Genomic DNA, 19,838 nt, shown 5'->3' with positions numbered 1-19,838 from the left:
CGCGCTCGGAGTTGCCGCTCTGCCACATGAAGGAACGCCCGTTTACACAGGTCGCGTTCCGATATCGGACAGACCGCTATCCACCCAAATCCGACACCGAGATGTGACGCGTAAAGATACCCTCCTCTCAACTCTTTTTGCGAACCTCGTCGTCGTTTCGAAGGCCTACAAAAGGAAGAACAGCTCATCGTTCCGGCACCACCGGCTTAACGCCCCACCCCGCATCTTTCCAACCGTCTAGTCCGTCAGCGAACCACCGGATGTCGGGCAGGCCCGCGCGGTGGAGCCGAAGCGCTGCGTTCCAGCTCATCCAGCAATCCGCTTGGCAGAACACGATGATCGGGCGGTTGGGGTGCCGCGCCGCCAATCGCCGCACGCCGACCACAAACGCGCGCTCGACGTCACGCTGGATGGCCCCCCGCCCGCTCTCGGCAAACCAATGCGCGCGGGGAATCGAAGAATGTAGTTCGGCGAGGGCCCATCGCCCATTCTTGGCGTCGCGCTGCGCACCGGGTGCCGGATTAACGTCGATGAAGATCGCACCCGCACGCCACAGCGCGCGGGCCTGTGCGACATCGACGCGTGCGACGCCTTCGGGGACCGACCCTACCACGCCGCGATAGTGGCTAACCCTATAGCCCGTGACGGGGTCAACCACCGGCGCCTCATCAACATGTCGGGTATCGGACTGCGCCGTGGCGGAGACGGGTACCATCATCGCCAGCGCGAACATCATCGTCATTCGCATCCGACCGACTCCGCTTGATCCAAAGTCGCATGGTAGCAGACGCCGAGGCGCTGCTAAGATGTGCTTTGGGAGAAGATCATGTTCGTATCGTCGACACCCTGGTTGGGGGTCATAGTCTTGGCGCTAGCACCGGTGTCGGCGCACGCCGCCTTGCCCGCCGATCCGCTCGGCTCGCCCATGTGGCAGCGTCTGGGCACCACCCTGTTCGGCAGCGATCCCGTCCGCTTCGACGACCGCGTACGGGTGGACTTCCCGGAAATCGCCGAAGACCAGAGCAGCTTTCCCGTTACCGTCGACGCGCGCGGCATTAAGGGCGTGAAGCGCATCCTGCTGTTCGCCGATCTTAACCCGATCCCGCTGGCGATTGACTATGCGCCGCAAGGCGCGCGCGCGTTTCTCGGCACGCGGATCAAACTCGACCAGCGCACCCCGGTCCGCGGCGCGGTGCAATTGGAGGATGGTAGCTGGCTGGTGAGTGGCGGCTGGGTCGATGCCGCGGGCGGTGGCTGCTCGGCGCCACCGGCGAGCCGCGTCAAGGGCGACTGGGCCGAACATCTCGGCCAAGTCCGCGGCATCGCGGTGCGCGAGCGCGACGGTACGCACATCCGGCTTGCCTTCCGACATCCGATGGATACCGGCTTCGTCACGAATATCCCGACTTATAATCTCGATACGGTCGCGCTGAGCGGGGCGGGCAGCAAATCGTATGGGACGATGCGAATCGAGGCGTCGGTTGCGGAAGACCCGACGATCTCGGTGATCGCCGATACGGCGGCGGGCGAGCCGATCGTCCTGCGCGGCAGCGATACCAACGGCATCCGCTACGATGGGTCGCTTGCGGTGCACGACGCCGCGCCCGCGCTGGCCGCCGTCGGCTAGATGATCAATCGCCGGATCGCACTGGCGGGACTGCTCGGCGCCATCGCGCTGCCCGTCCGGGCGCAACCGCTCGCCTATAGGATCACGCCCGAGAAGATCGCCGAGGGGTTGTGGGTCGTGCGCGGCGTCGATGCACCGATCGCAATGGCCAATGGCGGCGCGATCGCCAACATAACGATCCTCGCGACCGAGGCTGGGACTGTGCTGGTCGATTGCGGCCCGTCGCTTCGTTACGGCAACGCGCTCAGGCACGCGGCCGAGGCGCTGACCGGCAAGCCCGTGGTTCGCCTCTATCTGACGCACCTGCACCCCGACCACATCTATGCTGCCGCCGCCTTCGCCCCTGGGATCGTCGCGGCGACGCCCCAGCTGGCGACGCTGCTCAAAAGCGAGGGTGCGGGCTTTTCGGACGGGATGTACCGGCTGCTCGGCGATTGGATGCGCGGGACCGAATTCACCCCACCCGGCACGATCCTGGCTGCCGATCACGAGACGTTCGGGACGCGGCGGCTGCGACTGCTGCCGCTGGCGGGGCACAGCCCGGCCGACCTCGCGATCCTCGACGAAGCTAGCGGCACGCTCATCGCGGGCGACCTCGTCTTCCATGATCGCGCGCCGTCCACCCCGCATGCCGATCTGGCGAAATGGCATACCGCGCTGAAAACGCTTGCAGCGCTAGGTCACAAGTGCGTCGTGCCAGGGCATGGCCCGATCGATCCCACCCCCACCGCTGCGATCGATCAAACGCGCGACTGGCTCGACTGGGTGACCGCGACGCTGCGCGCGGCAGTTGCCGCCGGCGAGGACAATGTCGCGGCGGGCAATGTCGCGATCCCGGCGCGTTTCGCGACGCTGCAGTCCGCGCGCTACGAGCTGCAGCGCTCGGTCTCGCATTTCTATCCGGCCCTCGAGGCGGAACTTATGCCGCGGATCGACGCCAAGCGCTGACGCTTTGCGCGGTGCTGTTGCGGACGCCGCAACCCTGGCTTGCAAGCGCAGCGTCAGGGGCTTTGGATCCCCGATTTCGCGAGGAAACAGGAGCGATGCCAATCATCCGACGCGGTTGGCGATCAGATCGTCGACCACTGCCGGGTCCGCCAGCGTGCTCGTGTCGCCGAGCGCGGCAAAGTCACCCTCGGCGATCTTGCGCAGGATCCGGCGCATGATCTTGCCCGACCGCGTCTTGGGCAGGCCGGGAGTGAATTGGATCGCATCGGGCGTCGCGATCGGGCCGATCTCGGCGCGTACCCAGGCGACCAAATCCTTGCGCAACGCAGCAGTCGGCACTTCGCCAGCGTTGAGCGTGACATAGGCGTAGATCCCCTGCCCCTTGATGTCGTGCGCGAAGCCGACCACCGCCGCTTCGACGACTGACCGGTGCAACACGAGCGCCGACTCGACTTCGGCAGTCCCCATGCGATGGCCCGAGACATTGATGACATCGTCGACGCGTCCGGTGATCCACCAATAGCCGTCAGTGTCGCGCCGCGCGCCGTCGCCGGTGAAATAGACGCCGGGGTAGGCCGAGAAATAGGTCTGGAAGAAGCGCGCATGGTCGCCCCAGACGGTCCGCATCTGCCCCGGCCAGCTGCGCGCGATAACGAGATTGCCCTCGGTCGCGCCCTCGAGCACTACCCCCGCCGCATCGACCAGCGCCGGCTCGACCCCGAAGAAGGGAAAGCTCGCGGCGCCCGGCTTGAGCGGGGTTGCGCCGGGGAGCGGCGTGATCATGTGGCCGCCGGTCTCGGTCTGCCACCATGTATCGACGATCGGGCAGCGCCCATCGCCCACCACTTCATGATACCAACGCCACGCCTCGGGATTAATGGGCTCGCCAACCGACCCGAGCAGGCGGAGCGAGGCGCGGCTGGTCTGCATGACGAAACCGTCGCCCTCGCGCATCAGCGCGCGCAGCGCGGTCGGAGCGGTGTAGAGCTGCGTCACTTGGTGGCGATCGACCACCTGCCACATCCGCGCCGGGGTCGGCCAGTTAGGAACGCCTTCATACATCAGCGTGGTGACGCCATTCGCGAGCGGGCCGTAAACGATATAGCTGTGCCCAGTGACCCAGCCGACGTCGGCGGCGCACCAATAGGTATCGCCGTCGCGGCAATCGAACACGCAGGCATGCGTGTAGGCCGCCCAGAGCAAGTAACCGCCGGTGGTATGAAGCACGCCCTTGGGCGCGCCGGTGGATCCCGACGTGTAGAGCAAGAACAGCGGATCTTCGGCATTCATCGGTTCGGGCGGGCAGTCGCCCCCGACCAGCGCCGCGGCATCGTGATACCAGATGTCGCGCCCGTCCTGCATCGCGACCGGTCCGCCGGTCGCGCGCACCACGATTACCGTGTCGAGGCAAGTGATCAGCCTGGCGGCGGCATCGACATTGGCCTTGAGCGAGACGCATTTACCGCCGCGACACCCCTCGTCGGCGGTGATAACGAGACGACTATCGCAATCGGTGATCCGCCCGGCCAGCGCCTCGGGCGAAAAGCCGCCGAACACGATCGAATGAATCGCGCCGATGCGTGTGCACGCCAGCATCGCGAACGCGGCCTCGGGGATCATCGGAAGATACAACGTGACTCGGTCGCCCCTGCGCACACCCTGCGCCTTGAGCACGTTGGCGAAACGGCACACTTCAGCATGGAGCTCGGTGAAGGTGATGCGGCGTGCCGGCCGGTCGGGGGCGTCAGGCTCCCACAAAATCGCGACCTGATCACCGCGCGTCGCGAGATGCCGGTCGATGCAATTAGCCGAGACGTTGAGCACGCCATCGGCAAACCAGCGCACGCCGAAATCGGCCTCGTGAAAACTGCTCTGATCGGCGACGCTCGGCGGAGTGAACCATTCGAGCCTTTCCGCCTGTTCGAGCCAGAAGCGATCCGCGTCGTCGAGCGAGCGGACATAGTCGGCCGCATAGCGCTCCGCGCTGATCGTCGCGCTGTCCGCCCAGCTCGCCGGTACGGGATAGATATCTGACGTCACGTCGGTCGTCCTCATCGCAGGCGCACGCCGATCCACAGCGTCCGCGGAGTGCCAAAATCGATCGATCCGGCCGAATTGCGGGTAATCACCGTCTCGTCGAAAAGATTTTCGCCGCGCAGGACGACCCCCACGCGCTGGCCGACGGGCAGCGTGAGCACCCCGTCGAGCGTCGTTGCAGGCGGGAGCACGTCGGTCTGCAAGTCATCCTCATACTGCTTCCCGACATGGCGCGCTGTGAGCGCCGCGGCGAAGCCGTGCGGCGATGCCCAGGCAAGCGTCGCGCTGCCGCTGCGTCGCGGGCTCTGCGCCGGGACGAAGCCATCGAGCTGTCGCGACGCGCCCGAGGCGTGGACCCGGCTGTCGCTGAAGGCATAGGAGCCGTCGAAGGAGAAGCGGCCGCGCGCGGCATGCGCGGTAAGCTCAATCCCCTTGGCGACGATCGTATCGACGTTGCGGCGCTGACGCAGATTGGGTGCGATCGTAACGTTGGCGATCGCGCCGTCCAGCCGGTTGTAGAAGGCGGTGACCCCGAACGTGACGCCGGCGACCGGCTTGAGATCGAGCCCGCCCTCGGCCCCGCGCAACCGCTCGAGCCCGAGCGCGGCATTGGCCTGCGTCGTGATCGGAAAGACGACGAACGGCCGATAGAGTTCGTTGAGCGTCGGCAAGCGAAAGCCGGTATAGCCCGCCGCGCGCAGCGCCACGGCGTCGCTCGCGTGGAACAGCGCGCCCGCACGCCCGGTGCCCTCGAACCCATCACGGTCGGGATAGCGCGTGTCGGTGGTTGTCGCGCCCGCCGCGGTGGTTTCGCGGAAAAACCCCCTGGTAATCGTCCAGCGATCGCCCCGCACGCCCGCGGTCAGCACGAGCCGCCCGAGCGTCCAGTCATCCTCGACGAACAGCCCGGTCGTGCTGGTGTGCCCCCCGGCATTGCGCCGGGTGGTGACCGCCCCGCTCGCGGCATAGGCATTCTCGTAGAGCTGGCCGTCGCCGAGCCGGGCGTCGGCGCCGATGCGCAGCACATGGTCCGGCCCGACCGGCGGCCGGAGCTCGATCTTGCCGCCGACTCCGGTCGCCGGGGTGTTACGCTGGTCGAGCGTGAGCCTGAAGCTCGTCGCGCTGATCACGCGGTTGGAGAAATTGCGCGCCTGGACATAAGCGAGCGCGTCGATCGCCCAGGCACCGCGGTGGATCAGTCGCACGCTGGCATCCTCGCCTGCGCTGCTGCTGTCCGCGCCGGCGAAGCGGAGCGAGCGAGCGTCGCGATACAGCAGGCCGCGCGCCTGGATCTCGGTTTGCGCATCGATCGGCACGACCGCACGAAGGCTCGCCGATCCATCGCGGTAGCGCGCGCGGACGGTCGCGGGAGTGAACTGACCTGGGGGCGTGGTGTAGAAGCCGTCGCCGCGTTCGAACTTGCCCGATAGACTTACGAACCCGCTGCCGGCGTCGGGGCTGACGCTGCCCGACGCCACGACCGCGGCATTGCTGCCATAGAATAGCTCGCCCGCCACCGGCGGCAGGTCGGCGCGCGTCGCGCTGGCCAGCTCGATCGTTCCCGCCACCGCGCCCGCGCCGAACGCACCTGCCCCCCCGCCGCGGGTGACGCGCACCCCTGCGAGCCGATCGACCGCCAGCGCGTTGAACGGGATATAGCCGAAGAACGGATCCGCCAGCGGAACGCCGTCGAGCAGCACCAGCGCGCGGCTCGACGCGTTGCCGCCAAGTGCGCGCAACGTCACGCCCTGCGCCGAAGGGTTGGCTGATCGACTGTCCGATCGGCGGAACTGCTGGAACCCCGCCACGTCGAGCAGGACGTCCTCGACCCGCCCCGTCGCGTCCCCCGTCAAACGCGCACGACCGATCGTCACCGAGCCATAGGCCGGCACCCCGGGCGGCAGCGGCAGCGGCTGGCCGAGCACCACGATATCGGCCTGGCCTGCCGGGGGCACGGGGCCTTGCTGCGCGAGCGCCGAAAAGGGCACGGCCAGCGTCAACAGCGGCAGGAGTGATGGGCAACGCATAGCCAAGCCGGAGCTTTCACAAAAGAGCGCGGTGGCACGGGCAGCCCGGTTGGACCACCCCGCCACCGCGTGGTTGCAAGATCAGAAGAACAGGATCGACCCGACCGACACGGTGTTCGATCTGGCCGCGTTCGGGCCCTGCGCCTCGGCCTCGGTGTGGGTATATTCGGCGAGCAGCGTCACCCAGCTCGTCAGGCCGTAGCGCACCTGTCCGACCCAGCTGCTGTTCTTGTCGAGCAGCGTCGGGTTGATTTCACCGCGCGCCAGATCGAGCTTGCTCTGGCCATAACTCGCGGCGACCGTGACCTTGTCGAAGGTCAGGCTCGCTTGCCCGTAGAAGCCGCTGCTGTCGCGCTTGCGCCCCAGCGCATCGGTTGAAAAGACGAAGAGACCGGTCGTTCCGAGCCCGGAGCCGCCATAATAGTATCCGAGCACGTTAAGCGGCCCATAGCCGAGCTTCCCCCCGACATCGAAGCCGCTGCCGGTATAGCTTGGCGTACCGGCAAAGCCGTCATGCCGTTGGGAAATGCCCGATGCCCACAGGTGCCCGGTGAAGGCGTCGGCCTTGAAGTCGTAGGTCAGCTTACCCTGGAAGCCGGGCGTCCCATTGATTTCGAGTCCGCCGGTCAGCGTGGATAGCGGCTGGAACACACCGATCGAGGCCTGGAAGCCGCCGAACTTGGGCGTCGTATAGGTGATCTGCGGCTGGAAGTCGGTGTAGATATAGCCGATCCCGATCCGCCCGAGCGAGGTGTTCGACGGCCCCGCATTGCTCCCCGGCGTGCCGACCGACAGCAAGGTGATGTCGTTGAGGATCGCATCCGACCCGAACAGCCCGATGTCGCGCCCGAGCTTGAGCGTGCCGAGGTGCGGCTTGCCGATCGTCATGTAGGTCTGCCGGGCATCGATCCCCGATGTTGCCAGCGCAACCGGCGCGCCAGCCGCATTCGCGCCATTGCCGCCGTAGGAATTGCTGTTGATGCCAGGATAGAAACCGAAGTGCGCGGCAATGTCCCAGCCGCCCTGGTTGGTCGAAACGTCGAGGCCGAAGATGCCCGGCAACAGGCCGTTGCGGATTGCCGAGCTGTTCTGCGTGCCGGTACTGGCGAGGCCACCCACGACGGTGGTGCCAGCGAGGCGCTTATCGGGCGAATCATGCGTGTAGAAGGCGTTGACCGATCCCGAGAACTTTACTGTCACCCCGCCGACGTCCATGCCGATCCCGCTGCTCGTCATCCGCACCAGGCGCTTGTCGTCGAGCTGCGCCGCCGCTGCGGTCTGCGGCTCGGCGCTCGGGTTGGTCGCGACCGCGGCGGGTTGCGCAACGGGCGCCTTGCGCGCGACGAGGTCGTCATATTCGGCCTGCGTCAGAATGCCCTTTTCCTTCAGCCGCAGCAGCAGTGCGCTGGTCGTGTCGTCCTGCGCGAAAGCGGGCGTGGCGCCCGCCAGCAGTGCGACCGCGCAGACCGCCTGTAGCAATTTCGTGGTGCCCCTCATGGATATCCTCCCCGTTGGCGGCCCGCCTTTCGCGGTACCTTGCGTGCCGAGGCTGGGCCCAGCACCGCCTTCGGGGAATTGGACTTTGGTTGGTAGTGGCGGAGCTTGCCGGGGGCGTCGGATCAGGGCGCGACGACGACGCCCCACGGTGCGCGCCCTGCGGCAAGGGTCGCGATCACGGTCCCGGTCGCGAGATCGACCACCGAGACATTGTCCGAAAGTCCATTGGCCGAAAAGACGCGGCGCCCCGCGGCATCGATCGCAGTGTGCCACACCCGCCGCCCGACCGGGACATAGCCGGTCACCGTCGCGCTCGCGACGTCGACGATCGCGAGCGTGTCGGCGCGCCCCAGCGCGACCACCGCTTGCTTCGCGTCGGGGGTGAAGCGGATCCCGACCGGCATGATCTTGTCCTTGAACACGCCCGGCGGCGCAAAGGCGATCGTCTTGCTCACCGCATGGCTGGTCGTGTCGAGGATCTGCACTCCGCCGCCGATTTCCGAACTGACCCACAGCGCCTTGCCGTCAGCGGTGAATTCGGCGTGGCGCGGCCGCATGCCGACCGCGGTCTGCGCAATGTCCCTGTGGCTGGCGAGATCGATCCAATGCACCGAATCATCGGTTTCCGAGGTCGAAACGACCGTCTTGCCGTCGGGGCTGACCGCCATTCCCTCGGGCTCGACGCCGACATCGACTTGCCAGGCGACGACATGCTTGGCGACATCGATCGCGGTGACCGCGGCGTCGCGTTCGTTCGCCGCGAACAGCGTCGTGCCGTCGGGCGACAGTGCGAACTGCTCAGGGTCCTCGCCCGAGGGGAGATCGGCGACGACCTTGCCAGTCGCGCGGTCGATGACCTGGACGGCATTGTCGTCGCTCGCGCAGACATAGAGGAACTTGCCGTCGCGCGAGAGCACGATACCGCGCGGGCGTTTGCCGATCGGCCAGGTCGCTGTGACCTTGAGGCTCGCCGCGTCGATCACAGTGATGCTGTTCCCTTTCTCGTTGGAAACGTAGACCGTCTCGGCGTGGGCGGCCCCTGCAAAGGCGAGGGCGCAAAGGAATGACGAGAGAAGATGAGCACGCATGCATAGTGTCTAATCCAACCGCGCGCGGCCGCATGCTGTACCTAAGTGCAATAGGGTGCGGCGCTCGCCCCCGCCTACATCTCCGACTCAATCGCGAAGACCGCGAGTGTCGTGGAGAGTAAGCCGATGAAAACCCCAAACCTGTCGATGCTCGCCTTGTTCGCGGCGACCGGACTCGCCGCCGCTTCGATCGGCAATGCGGTCTTCGCGCATGGCAATGTCCTGCCGCAACCGGTCGACACCACCGCCTTGCCTGACATTGGCGAGGCATGGCTCGTCAAGAACCCCTATCGCGGCAATGCGACGGCGATCAAGATCGGGGAATCCGCCTACGGCCAGAACTGCGCGCGCTGCCACGGTCTGGAAGCGATGTCGGGCGGGATCGCGCCCGACCTGCGGTATCTCGACGTCGCCGAGGCGGGCGACGAGTGGTTCATCGATCGCTACCAGCATGGCTCGGCGCGCGACGGCAAAGTCTACATGCCGCCGCTCGGCGACGTGCTCGGGCAGAAAGCCGGCTGGGCGATCCGCTCGTGGCTCGACACCAAGCATCAGGATTGAGCGATGCCCGCAGGGTTCACGCGACGCGCTATCCTTGGTGGCATCGGAGCAGCGGCCACTCTGCCGATGGGAGCGCTGCGCGCCGCCTCGCTCGAGAAGATCCGGAGCGCCGGCGTACTGCGCATCGCGGTGTATCGCGATTTTGCGCCATGGGCGTGGGATGACGGCGGGACGCTGCGCGGGATCGACGTCGAGCTCGGCACCTCGATCGCCCAAAGGCTGGGCGTGAAGGCCGAATTCCGCGATTTCCTGGCGGGCGACGATGTCGACGACGACCTGCGCAACATGGTGTGGAAGGGACCTGCCACCGGCGGAATGCTGTCCGACATCATGATGCACGCGCCGTTCGACCGCACCTTTGCACTGCGCAACGATCGCGTCGTGATCGTCGCGCCTTACTATCGCGAGAGCTTCGCGATCGGCTGCAGCCGCGACCTCGACTGCGAGGACCCGCCGGTCCAGTTCAAGGGACACAAGATCGCTGTCGAGCTCAACAGCATCCCCGATTTCTATATGAGCGGCCAATTCGGTGGCGCGCTGCGCAGCGACGTCGTCCATATGACGAGTGGCATGGTCGCGCTCGACTCGGTTCGCGACGGCAAGAGCGACTTGGCGATGGCGACGCGCGCGCAGGTCGAGCATGCGCTGTCGAAGGGCGGCGATGTGCTCGTCGCGCGCAAGGGCCCGATCCCCGCGCTGACCAGCCCCGGCTGGGACATCGGCCTGGCAGTGAAGGACGACAGCCGCGATCTCGGCGATCGGCTCGAGACCCTGCTGCCCGAAATGATCACCGACAAGACCGTTCCGGCGATCTTCGCGCGCTACGGCGTGACGCTGCGTGCGCCGCTCGCATCGTGATGCCGCAGCCGGCTAGGTCCAAGGTCCAATTGGCGTGCGCAAACGCCGTGATAGCGTGAAGCGATCGAACTGCACCAGCAGCCGAGCGCGCCGCAGACGGCGACCGCAAAAGAACAACCAGGGGAGAAGATGATGAAGCGCATTTTGCGACAGACGTCGATTTTCGCGATGGGGAGCGCGCTGCTCGCGGCGCCGCTCGTTGCTGCACCCGACGCCGTACCGGCAGCGCCTGCTGCGACCGGCACGGCGGCCGGGCCAACCGACGCAGACCTAATGAACGATGCCAATACTCCGGGCGACGTCCTCACTTATGGCATGGGGCCGCGGGCGCAGCGCTTCAGCACGATCACCACGATCAATGCCGGCAACGTCGCAAAGCTCGTACCCGCTTTCTCCGCCTCGCTCGGAGGCGAGAAACAGCGCGGCCAGGAATCGCAGCCGCTGGTCTATGACGGGACGATCTACGTCACTGGCTCCTATTCGCGCGTTTTCGCCTACGATGCCAAGACCGGCGAGGAAAAGTGGGAATATGACGCGCGGCTGCCCGACGCGATCGTGCCGTGCTGCGACGTCGTCAATCGCGGCGCGGCGATCTATGGCGACAAGATCATCTTCGGTACACTCGACGCGCGGCTCGTCGCGCTCAACCGCAACACCGGCAAGGTGATCTGGAATAAGCAGATCGCAGACTACAAGGCAGGCTACAGCTTCACCGCCGCGCCGATGATCGTCCACGGCAAGATCATCGTCGGCAATTCGGGTGGCGAATTCGGCGTGATCGGCGAGATCCAGGCACGCGACGTCAACACCGGCGAGCTGGTCTGGACGCGCCCGACGATCGAGGGGAACATGGGTACCCTCAACGGCAAGGACAGCGGGATGACCGGCAAGCTCAATGCGAGTTGGCAGGGCGACCAGTACAAGCAGGGCGGCGGCGCGACCTGGCTTGGCGGGACCTACGATCCCGACACCAACCTGATCTACATGGGCACCGGCAACCCCGCGCCGTGGAACAGCCATTTGCGCCCCGGCGACAATCTCTACACCGCCTCGACGCTCGGCATCGATCCCGACACCGGTCAGATCAAATGGCACTATCAGACGACGCCGCACGACGGCTGGGATTTTGACGGCGTCAACGAGCTGATCCCGTTCGACGCGATGCGCGGCGGCAAGATGATGAAGCTGGGCGCCAAGGCAGACCGCAACGGCTATTTCTTCATTCTTGACCGCACCAATGGCAAAATGCTGCAGGCGACGCCGTTTGTCTCGAAGACCACGTGGGCGACCGGGTACAATCTGAAGACCGGTCGGCCCAATTTCGTCGACGCCAACCGTCCCGGCGCGCCGAGTGCGGAAAAGGGCACGACGGTTTTCTCGGCCCCGGCCTTCCTCGGAGCCAAGAACTGGATGCCGATGTCGTACAGCCAGCAGACAGGCATGTTCTACGTGCCGAGCAACGAATGGGGCATGGACATCTGGAATGAGCCGATCGCCTATAAGAAGGGTGCAGCGTTCCTCGGCGCCGGCTTCACGATCAAGCCGCTCTACGAGGATCATATCGGCGTGCTCCGCGCGATCGACCCGGCGACCGGCAAGATCGCCTGGGAATATAATAACAAGGCGCCCTTGTGGGGCGGCGTGCTGAGCACCGCGGGCAACCTCGTCTTCACTGGCACACCCGAGGGGTATCTGAAAGCGTTCGACGCCAAGACTGGCAAGGAGCTGTGGAAGTTCAACACCGGCTCCGGCGTTGTCGGCACGCCGATCACCTGGGAGACCGATGGCGAGCAATATGTCGCGGTGATGTCAGGCTGGGGCGGCGCGGTGCCGCTGTGGGGCGGCGAAGTCGCCAAGGCCGTGCAGCACATCAATCAGGGTGGTGCGCTCTGGGTATTCAAGCTGCCCAAATCGTGAGCGGGCCGGCTCTATCGACGATCGACGGGAGCCGTGCGGCGGGGGTGGCGATTGCCGCCCCCGTTTCGCTTTCGCGGGCTTTGGGGCTACGCTCCGCGAGCGGAACGGCGCAACAGGGGGATCTGGATTACGTGGAACGCGTGCTCATCGCCGACGACCATCCGATGGTGCGCGATGGCCTGCGTACCGTCATCGCGGTGGCGTTCGATCAATGCGAACTGTTCGAGGCCTCGTCGCTCGACGAAGCTAGCGCGGTGATCGCGCGCGAAGGCGATTTCGATCTGGTGCTGCTCGATCTCAACATGCCCGGCGCAGTCGGCTTTTCCGGGCTGATCGCGTTGCGCGAACGCTTTCCCTCGGTGCCCGTGGTGATCGTCTCGGCGGCGCAGGAGCGCGGGCTCGCGCGCAGCGCGCTGGCGGCCGGCGCTGCCGGATTCATTCCCAAGTCACTGCGGCGCAGCGCGATCGTCGATGCGCTCAAGACCGTACTCGCGGGCAATTTCTACGCGCCCGAGATGGACGAGGTCGAGTCGGCCGAGACGCTCGAGGATGCCGACATCCAGCACCGCATCGACAGCCTGACGCCGCAGCAGAAGGTCGTGCTGCGACTCGTCGTCGCCGGCAAGCTCAACAAGCAGATCGCCTATGAGCTCGATGTCTCGATGACGACGGTCAAGGCGCACGTCTCCGCGGTCCTCGGCAAGCTCAAGGTGTTCAGCCGTACGCAGGCGGTGATCCTCGTCAACAAGGTGAAATTCGGCACCGACGCCTGACGCTACTGCGTGAGCCGCGTGATCAGCGCGCGCAGCTGCGCGGGCTTCACCGGTTTCTGCAGCACGTGGAAGCCGGCCGCCGCGAGAAGATCACGCAGCTCGGGGGTGCGGTCGGCGGTAATGACAATCGCGGGGATCGACGCGCCGGTCGCGGCACGCACTCCGGCGATCGCGTCGATGCCGGTCTGCCCGTCGTCAAGATGATAATCCGCGATGATGAGGTTCGGCCGCAGTGTGTTCGCCTGCGCCTGGCCCGCACCGAGATCGCGCGCGCTGAGCACGGTGCAGCCCCAGCCTTCGAGCAAAACGGCCATACCCTCGAGGATCAGCGTCTCATTGTCGATCACCAGTACGACCTGATCGGTGAGCGGCCCACTACGCGACGGCGCAGCGGCGTGCGACACGCGCGGCGTTGACGTGCCGACCGGCACACACACGCCGAAGCGCGACCCTTCGCCGAGCGCCGAGCGGACGCTAAGCGCATGTCCGAGCATGCGCGCCGCGCGCTGGACGATCGCGAGCCCCAGACCCATCCCGCGATCGCGCCCGTGGTCACCAATCCGCCGGAACTCCTCGAAGATTTCGACATGATGCTCGGGCGCGATGCCGGGTCCGGTGTCGATCACTTCGACGTGCAGCATCTCCCCCTCGGCACGCACCGCTACGTCGACCGAACCAGCGTGGGTGTAGCGCAGTGCGTTGCCGATCAAATTCTGCAGGATCCGCCGCAGGAGGCGCGGGTCGGAGCGCACCCAGAATGCGCCGTCGTCGATTCGCAGCACGAGCCGCCGTTCACGCGCAACGGGTGCGAATTCGGCCTTCATGCTTCGCAGCATCTCGTCGAGCGCAAAATCGACCGGTTCGGCAACGATCGCGCCGGCATCGAGGCGGGAGATTTCGAGCAGCGATTCGAGCAGATCCTCGACCGAGTCGAGCGCCGACCCGGCCTGCCGGACGAGCGCGCGGGTCGGCAGCGCGAGCCGCCGGTCGCCGAGCGCTGCGACAAATAGCCGCGCCGCGTTGAGCGGCTGCAGAAGATCGTGGCTCGCCGCCGCGAGGAAGCGGGTCTTGGAAATATTGGCCTGCTCGGCCGCGGTCTTGGCGTCGCGCAACGCCGCCTCGACCGCGAGGCGCTCGGCATTCTCGCGGCTGAGCTCACGATTTACCGCGTTGATGTCGGCGGTGCGTTCCTCGACACGGCGTTCGAGCGTCTCATTGGTCTCGCGCAGCCGGTCGGCGGCGCGCAGGCTTTCGGTGATGTCGCCAAAGCTCATCACCATCCCGCCATCGGGCATGCGCGCGCGGTGGACCTCGACGACCTTGCCGCTGCGGTGGTGGCGGCGCGACACTGCATCGCGAATACCGCTCTCGAGCCAGGCGAGCGGCTCGTCCGGCTCCATCGGCCCGTTGAGCTCGGCGCAACCGGCGACCAGACCATCATGCGTGGCGACAATCGCGATCCCGTCGGCGGGCAGGCCGATCACCGCGAGCAGGGGATTGTTCCATGCGACCAGCCGGCGATCGGCATCATAGACGCACACGCCCTGCGGGATCGTATCGAGCGTCGCCTGGAGGATCGCGCTCTTCTGCGCGAGTTCGCGCGCGCGAAGCCGTGCATCCTCGGCTTTCACCTCGGTGATGTCGGTATAGACGCCGACTATGCCGCCCTCGCTGGTGCGCAGTTCGTTGATCTGGATCCAGCGTCCGTCGGCAAGCGCGTGGACGTGCCCGCCGCTGGCCACCATTCGCTGCGCCATCCGCTCAGACACCCATCGGTCGCGCGCGACCATCGCGCCGAGCGTCGTGCCGTCCTTGCCGATCATGTCGGTGATCGCGGAGAAGCTGATGCCGGGCACGATCCGGTCGGCGATCTTGGGCCACAGTCCGAGATAGGTCTGGTTGCACAGCACCAGCCGGTCATCGGCGTCGAAGATCGCGAAGCCTTCGTTGATGCTCTCGATCGCGTCGCGCAGGCGGCGTTGCGCATCGTCTGCCGTTTCCTTGGCAATGCCGAGTGCGGCGTTGCTGCGCGCAAGCGCACCCAGCGCCTGTTCGAGGTCGGCGGTGCGCTCGCGCACCTTGCCTTCGAGCGAGATCGCGGTCTCGAACAGCGAGAAGGCGTTGCCCTGGAGATCGGTCGAGCGCTCGACACGGTCGATCAGCGCGGTGTTGATGCGCTTGAGTTTGACGATCTCGGCTTCGAGCGCGGCGATCTGTCCGGCATCGTGGCTGTCGGGCAAGGCGATGCGCGTCGCCATCACCGGCCCCAGCCAATCGCCAGACCGCTGAAGGTCTGGTTGACGTGAAGCGCATGGAACTGCTCGCCATAGGTGTTGAAGCCGGTCACGCGATGTTCGACGAACATGCGCGAGACCTCGCGCGTCAACTGCCGCTGCTCGGCCTCGATCTTGTTGAGCACGCAATCGAACCCGACGATCCGGTCGATCCCGCCGACGGCGCTTTCGAGCCCATCGAACAGGCTGTCGAGGCCGTCCAGGATATTGCGGGCCTCGCCCAGCGTCAGCACGACGCCCTCGTCGATCGCGCAATAGAAGGTCAGGCTTCCGTCCGGGTTGGCCGACTGGATCGAGCGGACGTAGTATTCGCCGCCCGCGCGCACCATTAGCGGGTGCGAGGCAAAGACAGAGGGGCCGAGCTGGTCCACGGTCGTCCCGGTCAGCCGCGCATACTCCTCCGCCGCCGGCTCGGCGTTGATCTCGGTGACGACGCGCCCGACCGGATCGGCGCCGGTGATCACCATCTTGACCTGTCCGGGGGCGTAATGTTGCGATCGGAACACCTGCATCGGCCGGGCCGACGACAGGATCGCGACAAGCGCAGCATCGCGGCGGAACGCGCCGTCCTGGAAAATGAACGTCTCCTTGAAGTCGAGCCCGTCGCCCGACGAGCCGCCTATCAGCGGAATGTCGCCGAGCGCGTCCTGCACGGTGACGGTGAGCATCTCCTCGCGATGCGACAACCCGTCGACGAGAAAGATCGCGGCGCGCGACACGATCGAGCCGAACGTGTCCGAAGCCGCGACTGACGCGGCGACGAGCTCGCGCACCACGCTCTGCGCGCTCCTCGCATCGAAGGTATCAAGATGGTCGAAGCGGACCGCGGTAAGCGTGAAATCGCTCGCCGGGAAGCCGATCGCGGTGATCGTCCCCTCCGCGCTACCCTCGGGCGTGATTTCGCCCGACGAGGTGCATCCCACCACGCACAGGCCTTCGCTGCGCCGATTGATCGCCTCGGCCAGCGCGTCGAGTGCATAGCAGCTCGAACTGAAGATCAGCACGCCGGCCAGCGTGGTCGGATCGAGGTCGGCGAACAACGCCTGCGCGGCCGCGTCGGGATCGGCCAGCCGCGTCGCGGCGGTACGGACCGGGGAACGAGACCGTACAGGCAAAGGGGCGTCGAGCATAAGCGGCATCATGCCATGCCTGCACCGACGCGTCGATTGTCACAGATCATCCGACGCCCCGCACCGGCTCGCCCGCCGCGTCGAGCGCATCGACCTCGGCGTCGCTGAACACCCGGCTGCGGATGATGAAGCGCACGCCCTCGGGGCCTTCGAGCGAAAAGCCGGCGCCACGACCGAGCACGACGTCGATCGTCACCTGCGTATGCCGCCAATAGGCGAACTGCGCGGCACCGATCCACACCGGCACGTTGTCCGCGATCCGCCCGAGCAGGATGTCCTGCGTGCCGACGTGAAACTCGTCCGCGGGGTAGCACATGGGCGCCGAGCCATCGCAGCATCCGCCTGATTGGTGGAACATCAACGGCCCGTGGATCGCGCTCAGCCGATCGATCATGGCGATCGCGGCGTCGGTCGCGAGGATGCGGGCGGGTGGGGGCACGACGGGCTCCTGAAACGCAAAAGCCGGCGGGTCCGAAGACCCGCCGCGACCGACGGCAAAGGGGGCCAACCGCCGAGATTTGTATGAGATATTAGAAAAATCCCATCGGCTTCGCGCTATAGCTCACAAGCAAATTCTTGGTCTGCTGGTAATGATCGAGCATCATGCGGTGGTTTTCGCGCCCTATGCCCGACTGCTTGTACCCGCCGAACGCCGCATGCGCCGGATAGAGGTGATAGCAATTGGTCCACACCCGTCCCGCCTGAATCCCGCGGCCCATGCGATAGGCCCGCGTCCCATCGCGCGTCCACACGCCGGCGCCGAGGCCGTAGAGCGTATCGTTGGCAATCGCGAGCGCATCGGCATCGTCCTTGAACGGCGTCACCGCGACGACCGGGCCGAAAATCTCCTCCTGGAATACGCGCATCTTATTGTTGCCCGAAATGATCGTCGGCTTGACGTAATAGCCGCCACCCAGTTCGTCGCCATGCTGCGCTCGTTCGCCGCCGGTCAGGATCTTGGCACCTTCGCCGCGCGCGATGTCGAAATAGGACAGGATCTTCTCAAGCTGGTCGTTCGATGCCTGCGCACCGATCATCGTCGAGGGATCGAGCGGGTTGCCCATGACGATCTTCTCGACGCGCGCGACCGCCTTCTCCATGAAGCGGTCATAGATGCTCTCGTGCACCAGCGCCCGGCTCGGGCAGGTGCACACCTCACCCTGGTTGAGCGCGAACATCGCAAAGCCCTCGAGCGCCTTGTCGAGGAAATCGTCGTCCTGATCCATCACGTCGGCAAAGAAGATGTTGGGCGATTTGCCGCCAAGTTCGAGCGTGACGGGGATGAGGTTCTCGGTCGCATATTGCATGATCAGCCGACCGGTCGTGGTTTCGCCGGTAAAGGCAATCTTGGCGATGCGGGGGGATTGCGCGAGCGGCTTGCCCGCCTCGACGCCGAAACCGTTGACGACATTGAGCACGCCCGGCGGCAGCAGGTCGCCAATCACGTCCATTAGCACCATAATTGACATCGGCGTTTGCTCGGCGGGCTTGAGCACGATGCAATTGCCCGCGGCGAGCGCGGGGGCGAGCTTCCACACCGCCATCAGGATCGGGAAGTTCCACGGAATGATCTGTCCCACCACGCCCAGCGGCTCGTGATAATGGTAGGCAACCGTATCGTGATCGATCTCGGAAATGCCGCCTTCCTGGGCACGAATACAGCCGGCGAAATAGCGGAAATGGTCGATCGCCAGCGGAATGTCGGCGGCGGTCGTCTCGCGGATCGGCTTGCCGTTGTCGATCGTCTCGACCATCGCGATCAGCGGGAGATTTGCCTCGATCCGGTCGGCGATCTTGTTGAGGATCACCGCGCGCTCGGCATAGGAGGTTTGGCCCCAGGCGTCCTTCGCCTTGTGCGCGGCGTCTAGCGCGAGATCGATATCTTCTTTGGTCCCGCGCGCGACCTGGCACACCGTCTGGCCGGTCACCGGCGAGGGATTATCGAAATAGCGGCCCTGCACCGGCGCGACCCACTGGCCCCCGATGTAATTTTCGTAGGTCGCGCGAATCGCGACCTTGCCTGTCAAACCTTCGAGCGCCTGGTGCAGCATTGTCTCTCTCCTGGATGTGAGCCCGGTGGCCGGCGCCTGCGCGGGCTTGTCAGCGCTGACTGTGCCCAAAATCCGAGGACGCGCCATTGCACCAAAGGGCTATTTGCGGTCGATCGGTCTGCTTCCATGCTCGCCCCCGATACCAAAGTGTCCGCTGCCGAGGCCGAGCGCCCGCGCGGGACGATGCGAGGAGAAGATGATGTCGAGAGTGATCGCCGCCGCTTTGTGTCTGACAGCAGTCCTCGGGGGAACCGGCGCGATCGCCGGCGCGCCCAAGACTAATCCCGCCAAGACGCCCGCCAAGACGATTGTCGTCGAAATGAAGGATAGCGGCACGGAGGGCGCGATGGTGTTTGTCCCCGCCTTTATTAAGGCTAATCTAGGCGACACGGTCCGCTTCGTGCCGACCAGCTTGGCGCACAATGCCGAGCTGATCCCGGCAATGCTGCCGACCGGTGTCTCGCCGAGTAAGGGGGCGATGGGCAAGCAGTTCGACCTCATGGTCACCACGCCCGGCATCTACGGGATCAAATGCGCCCCACACTATTCAATGGGAATGGTCGCCGTAGTGCAGGCCGGCGATGGTCCGTCCGTCAATCTGGCCGCCGCACGCGCGGCCAAACTGCCGCCCTTCGCAATGAAGCGGATGGCGGGCTATCTCGCGAAGGCGCGCTGACATGACCACCTTGCTCGTCACCTATCCCCGCGCCGAAGGCGCGACCTTCGACGTCGACTATTATCTCGGCGCGCACCTGCCGCTCGTGCGCGAAAGCTGGGTGCGCTACGGATTGACCAGCGCGACCGCCCTCATCCCGGAAGAACCGGCCCCGGCCTATGCAGCGGTCGCAATGCTTGAATTCAGCGACGGCGCGGCGCTCGACGCCGCGCTGGCCTCGCCCGAGGCGGGCGCGGTGTTCGGCGACGTCGCCAAATTCACCGACATCGCCCCCGTGCCGCTCCGCTGCACCGCCCGGTGATCGACCGGCCAGTCACTAGATCAAGCGGCGCCGATCGCCCTCGGTCGCGCCGC

The 19,838-nt window shown here is 66.0% G+C and carries 17 protein-coding genes; 8 read left to right on the top strand and 9 right to left on the bottom strand.

Annotated elements, in window-relative coordinates:
- Positions 1-184: 184 nt before the first annotated feature.
- Positions 185-742 carry a rhodanese-like domain-containing protein gene (locus E2E30_RS04500; protein ID WP_010406400.1) on the bottom strand — a complete coding sequence of 186 codons (558 nt, stop codon included), beginning with the start codon at positions 740-742 and terminating at the stop codon, positions 185-187.
- 84 nt (positions 743-826) lie between these two features.
- On the opposite strand from E2E30_RS04500, the gene E2E30_RS04495 reads away from it, so the two are divergent.
- Positions 827-1,627 carry a quinoprotein dehydrogenase-associated SoxYZ-like carrier gene (locus E2E30_RS04495; RefSeq protein WP_206365639.1) on the top strand — a complete coding sequence of 267 codons (801 nt, stop codon included), beginning with the start codon at positions 827-829 and terminating at the stop codon, positions 1,625-1,627.
- A complete protein-coding gene (locus E2E30_RS04490; RefSeq protein ID WP_133187609.1) occupies positions 1,628-2,575 on the top strand; it encodes a quinoprotein relay system zinc metallohydrolase 1 in 948 nt (315 codons plus the stop codon).
- Between the two features lie 102 nt (positions 2,576-2,677).
- On the opposite strand, the gene acs is transcribed toward E2E30_RS04490, so the two are convergent.
- From acs to E2E30_RS04470, 4 genes are all read right to left on the bottom strand, one after another.
- Positions 2,678-4,630, bottom strand: coding sequence for an acetate--CoA ligase (acs, locus tag E2E30_RS04485; protein ID WP_443018378.1), 1,953 nt, complete (start codon positions 4,628-4,630; stop codon positions 2,678-2,680).
- Complete coding sequence (locus tag E2E30_RS04480; protein WP_133187605.1) at positions 4,627-6,639, bottom strand: TonB-dependent receptor; 2,013 nt, start codon at positions 6,637-6,639, stop codon at positions 4,627-4,629. The genes acs and E2E30_RS04480 overlap by 4 nt, the downstream gene beginning before the upstream one ends.
- 81 nt (positions 6,640-6,720) lie before the next feature.
- Positions 6,721-8,136 carry a porin gene (locus tag E2E30_RS04475; protein WP_133187603.1) on the bottom strand — a complete coding sequence of 472 codons (1,416 nt, stop codon included), beginning with the start codon at positions 8,134-8,136 and terminating at the stop codon, positions 6,721-6,723.
- Between the two features lie 122 nt (positions 8,137-8,258).
- Positions 8,259-9,224 (bottom strand): PQQ-dependent catabolism-associated beta-propeller protein, encoded by a 966-nt coding sequence (locus tag E2E30_RS04470; RefSeq protein ID WP_029622827.1) that lies wholly within the window; start codon positions 9,222-9,224, stop codon positions 8,259-8,261.
- Positions 9,225-9,371: 147 nt separating this feature from the next.
- Between E2E30_RS04470 and pedF the strand changes: the two genes are divergently transcribed.
- The 4 genes from pedF to E2E30_RS04450 all read left to right on the top strand — a co-directional run bounded on the left by pedF (position 9,372) and on the right by E2E30_RS04450 (position 13,333).
- Entirely contained in the window at positions 9,372-9,785 is a 414-nt protein-coding gene (gene pedF / locus E2E30_RS04465; protein WP_133191926.1) for a cytochrome c-550 PedF, read from the top strand.
- A gap of 3 nt (positions 9,786-9,788) precedes the next feature.
- Entirely contained in the window at positions 9,789-10,643 is an 855-nt protein-coding gene (locus E2E30_RS04460; protein ID WP_133187601.1) for a substrate-binding periplasmic protein, read from the top strand.
- A gap of 168 nt (positions 10,644-10,811) precedes the next feature.
- Positions 10,812-12,560, top strand: a complete 1,749-nt coding sequence (locus E2E30_RS04455; protein WP_040602088.1) for a methanol/ethanol family PQQ-dependent dehydrogenase — start codon at positions 10,812-10,814, stop codon at positions 12,558-12,560.
- A gap of 131 nt (positions 12,561-12,691) precedes the next feature.
- Positions 12,692-13,333 carry a response regulator gene (locus tag E2E30_RS04450; protein WP_029622822.1) on the top strand — a complete coding sequence of 214 codons (642 nt, stop codon included), beginning with the start codon at positions 12,692-12,694 and terminating at the stop codon, positions 13,331-13,333.
- A 2-nt stretch (positions 13,334-13,335) separates the two neighbouring features.
- On the opposite strand, the gene E2E30_RS04445 is transcribed toward E2E30_RS04450, so the two are convergent.
- From E2E30_RS04445 to adh, 4 genes are all read right to left on the bottom strand, one after another.
- The gene (locus E2E30_RS04445; protein ID WP_133187599.1) at positions 13,336-15,591 is read right to left on the bottom strand and encodes a hybrid sensor histidine kinase/response regulator; all 2,256 of its coding nucleotides are present in this window, start codon (positions 15,589-15,591) and stop codon (positions 13,336-13,338) included.
- A complete protein-coding gene (locus E2E30_RS04440; protein ID WP_010406373.1) occupies positions 15,591-16,769 on the bottom strand; it encodes an FIST N-terminal domain-containing protein in 1,179 nt (392 codons plus the stop codon). Before E2E30_RS04440 ends, E2E30_RS04445 begins: the two co-directional genes overlap by 1 nt.
- Before the next feature lie 34 nt (positions 16,770-16,803).
- On the bottom strand, positions 16,804-17,151 hold the full coding sequence (locus E2E30_RS04435; RefSeq protein WP_050810992.1) for a DUF779 domain-containing protein: 348 nt from the start codon (positions 17,149-17,151) through the stop codon (positions 16,804-16,806).
- Between the two features lie 136 nt (positions 17,152-17,287).
- On the bottom strand, positions 17,288-18,808 hold the full coding sequence (gene adh, locus E2E30_RS04430) for an aldehyde dehydrogenase (protein ID WP_010406369.1): 1,521 nt from the start codon (positions 18,806-18,808) through the stop codon (positions 17,288-17,290).
- Positions 18,809-19,004: 196 nt separating this feature from the next.
- Between adh and E2E30_RS04425 the strand changes: the two genes are divergently transcribed.
- Together E2E30_RS04425 and E2E30_RS04420 are read left to right on the top strand one after the other, a co-directional pair.
- Positions 19,005-19,484, top strand: a complete 480-nt coding sequence (locus E2E30_RS04425) for a pseudoazurin (RefSeq protein ID WP_010406366.1) — start codon at positions 19,005-19,007, stop codon at positions 19,482-19,484.
- Between the two features lies 1 nt (position 19,485).
- Entirely contained in the window at positions 19,486-19,785 is a 300-nt protein-coding gene (locus E2E30_RS04420; protein WP_010406364.1) for an EthD family reductase, read from the top strand.
- Positions 19,786-19,838 lie beyond the last annotated feature (53 nt).

It is taken from the genome of Sphingomonas sp. AAP5 (genome assembly GCF_004354345.1).
Lineage (GTDB): Bacteria > Pseudomonadota > Alphaproteobacteria > Sphingomonadales > Sphingomonadaceae > Sphingomonas > Sphingomonas glacialis.
The sequence above is the reverse complement of the archived record's forward strand: the minus strand, read 5'-3'. Positions and strand labels throughout refer to the sequence as shown.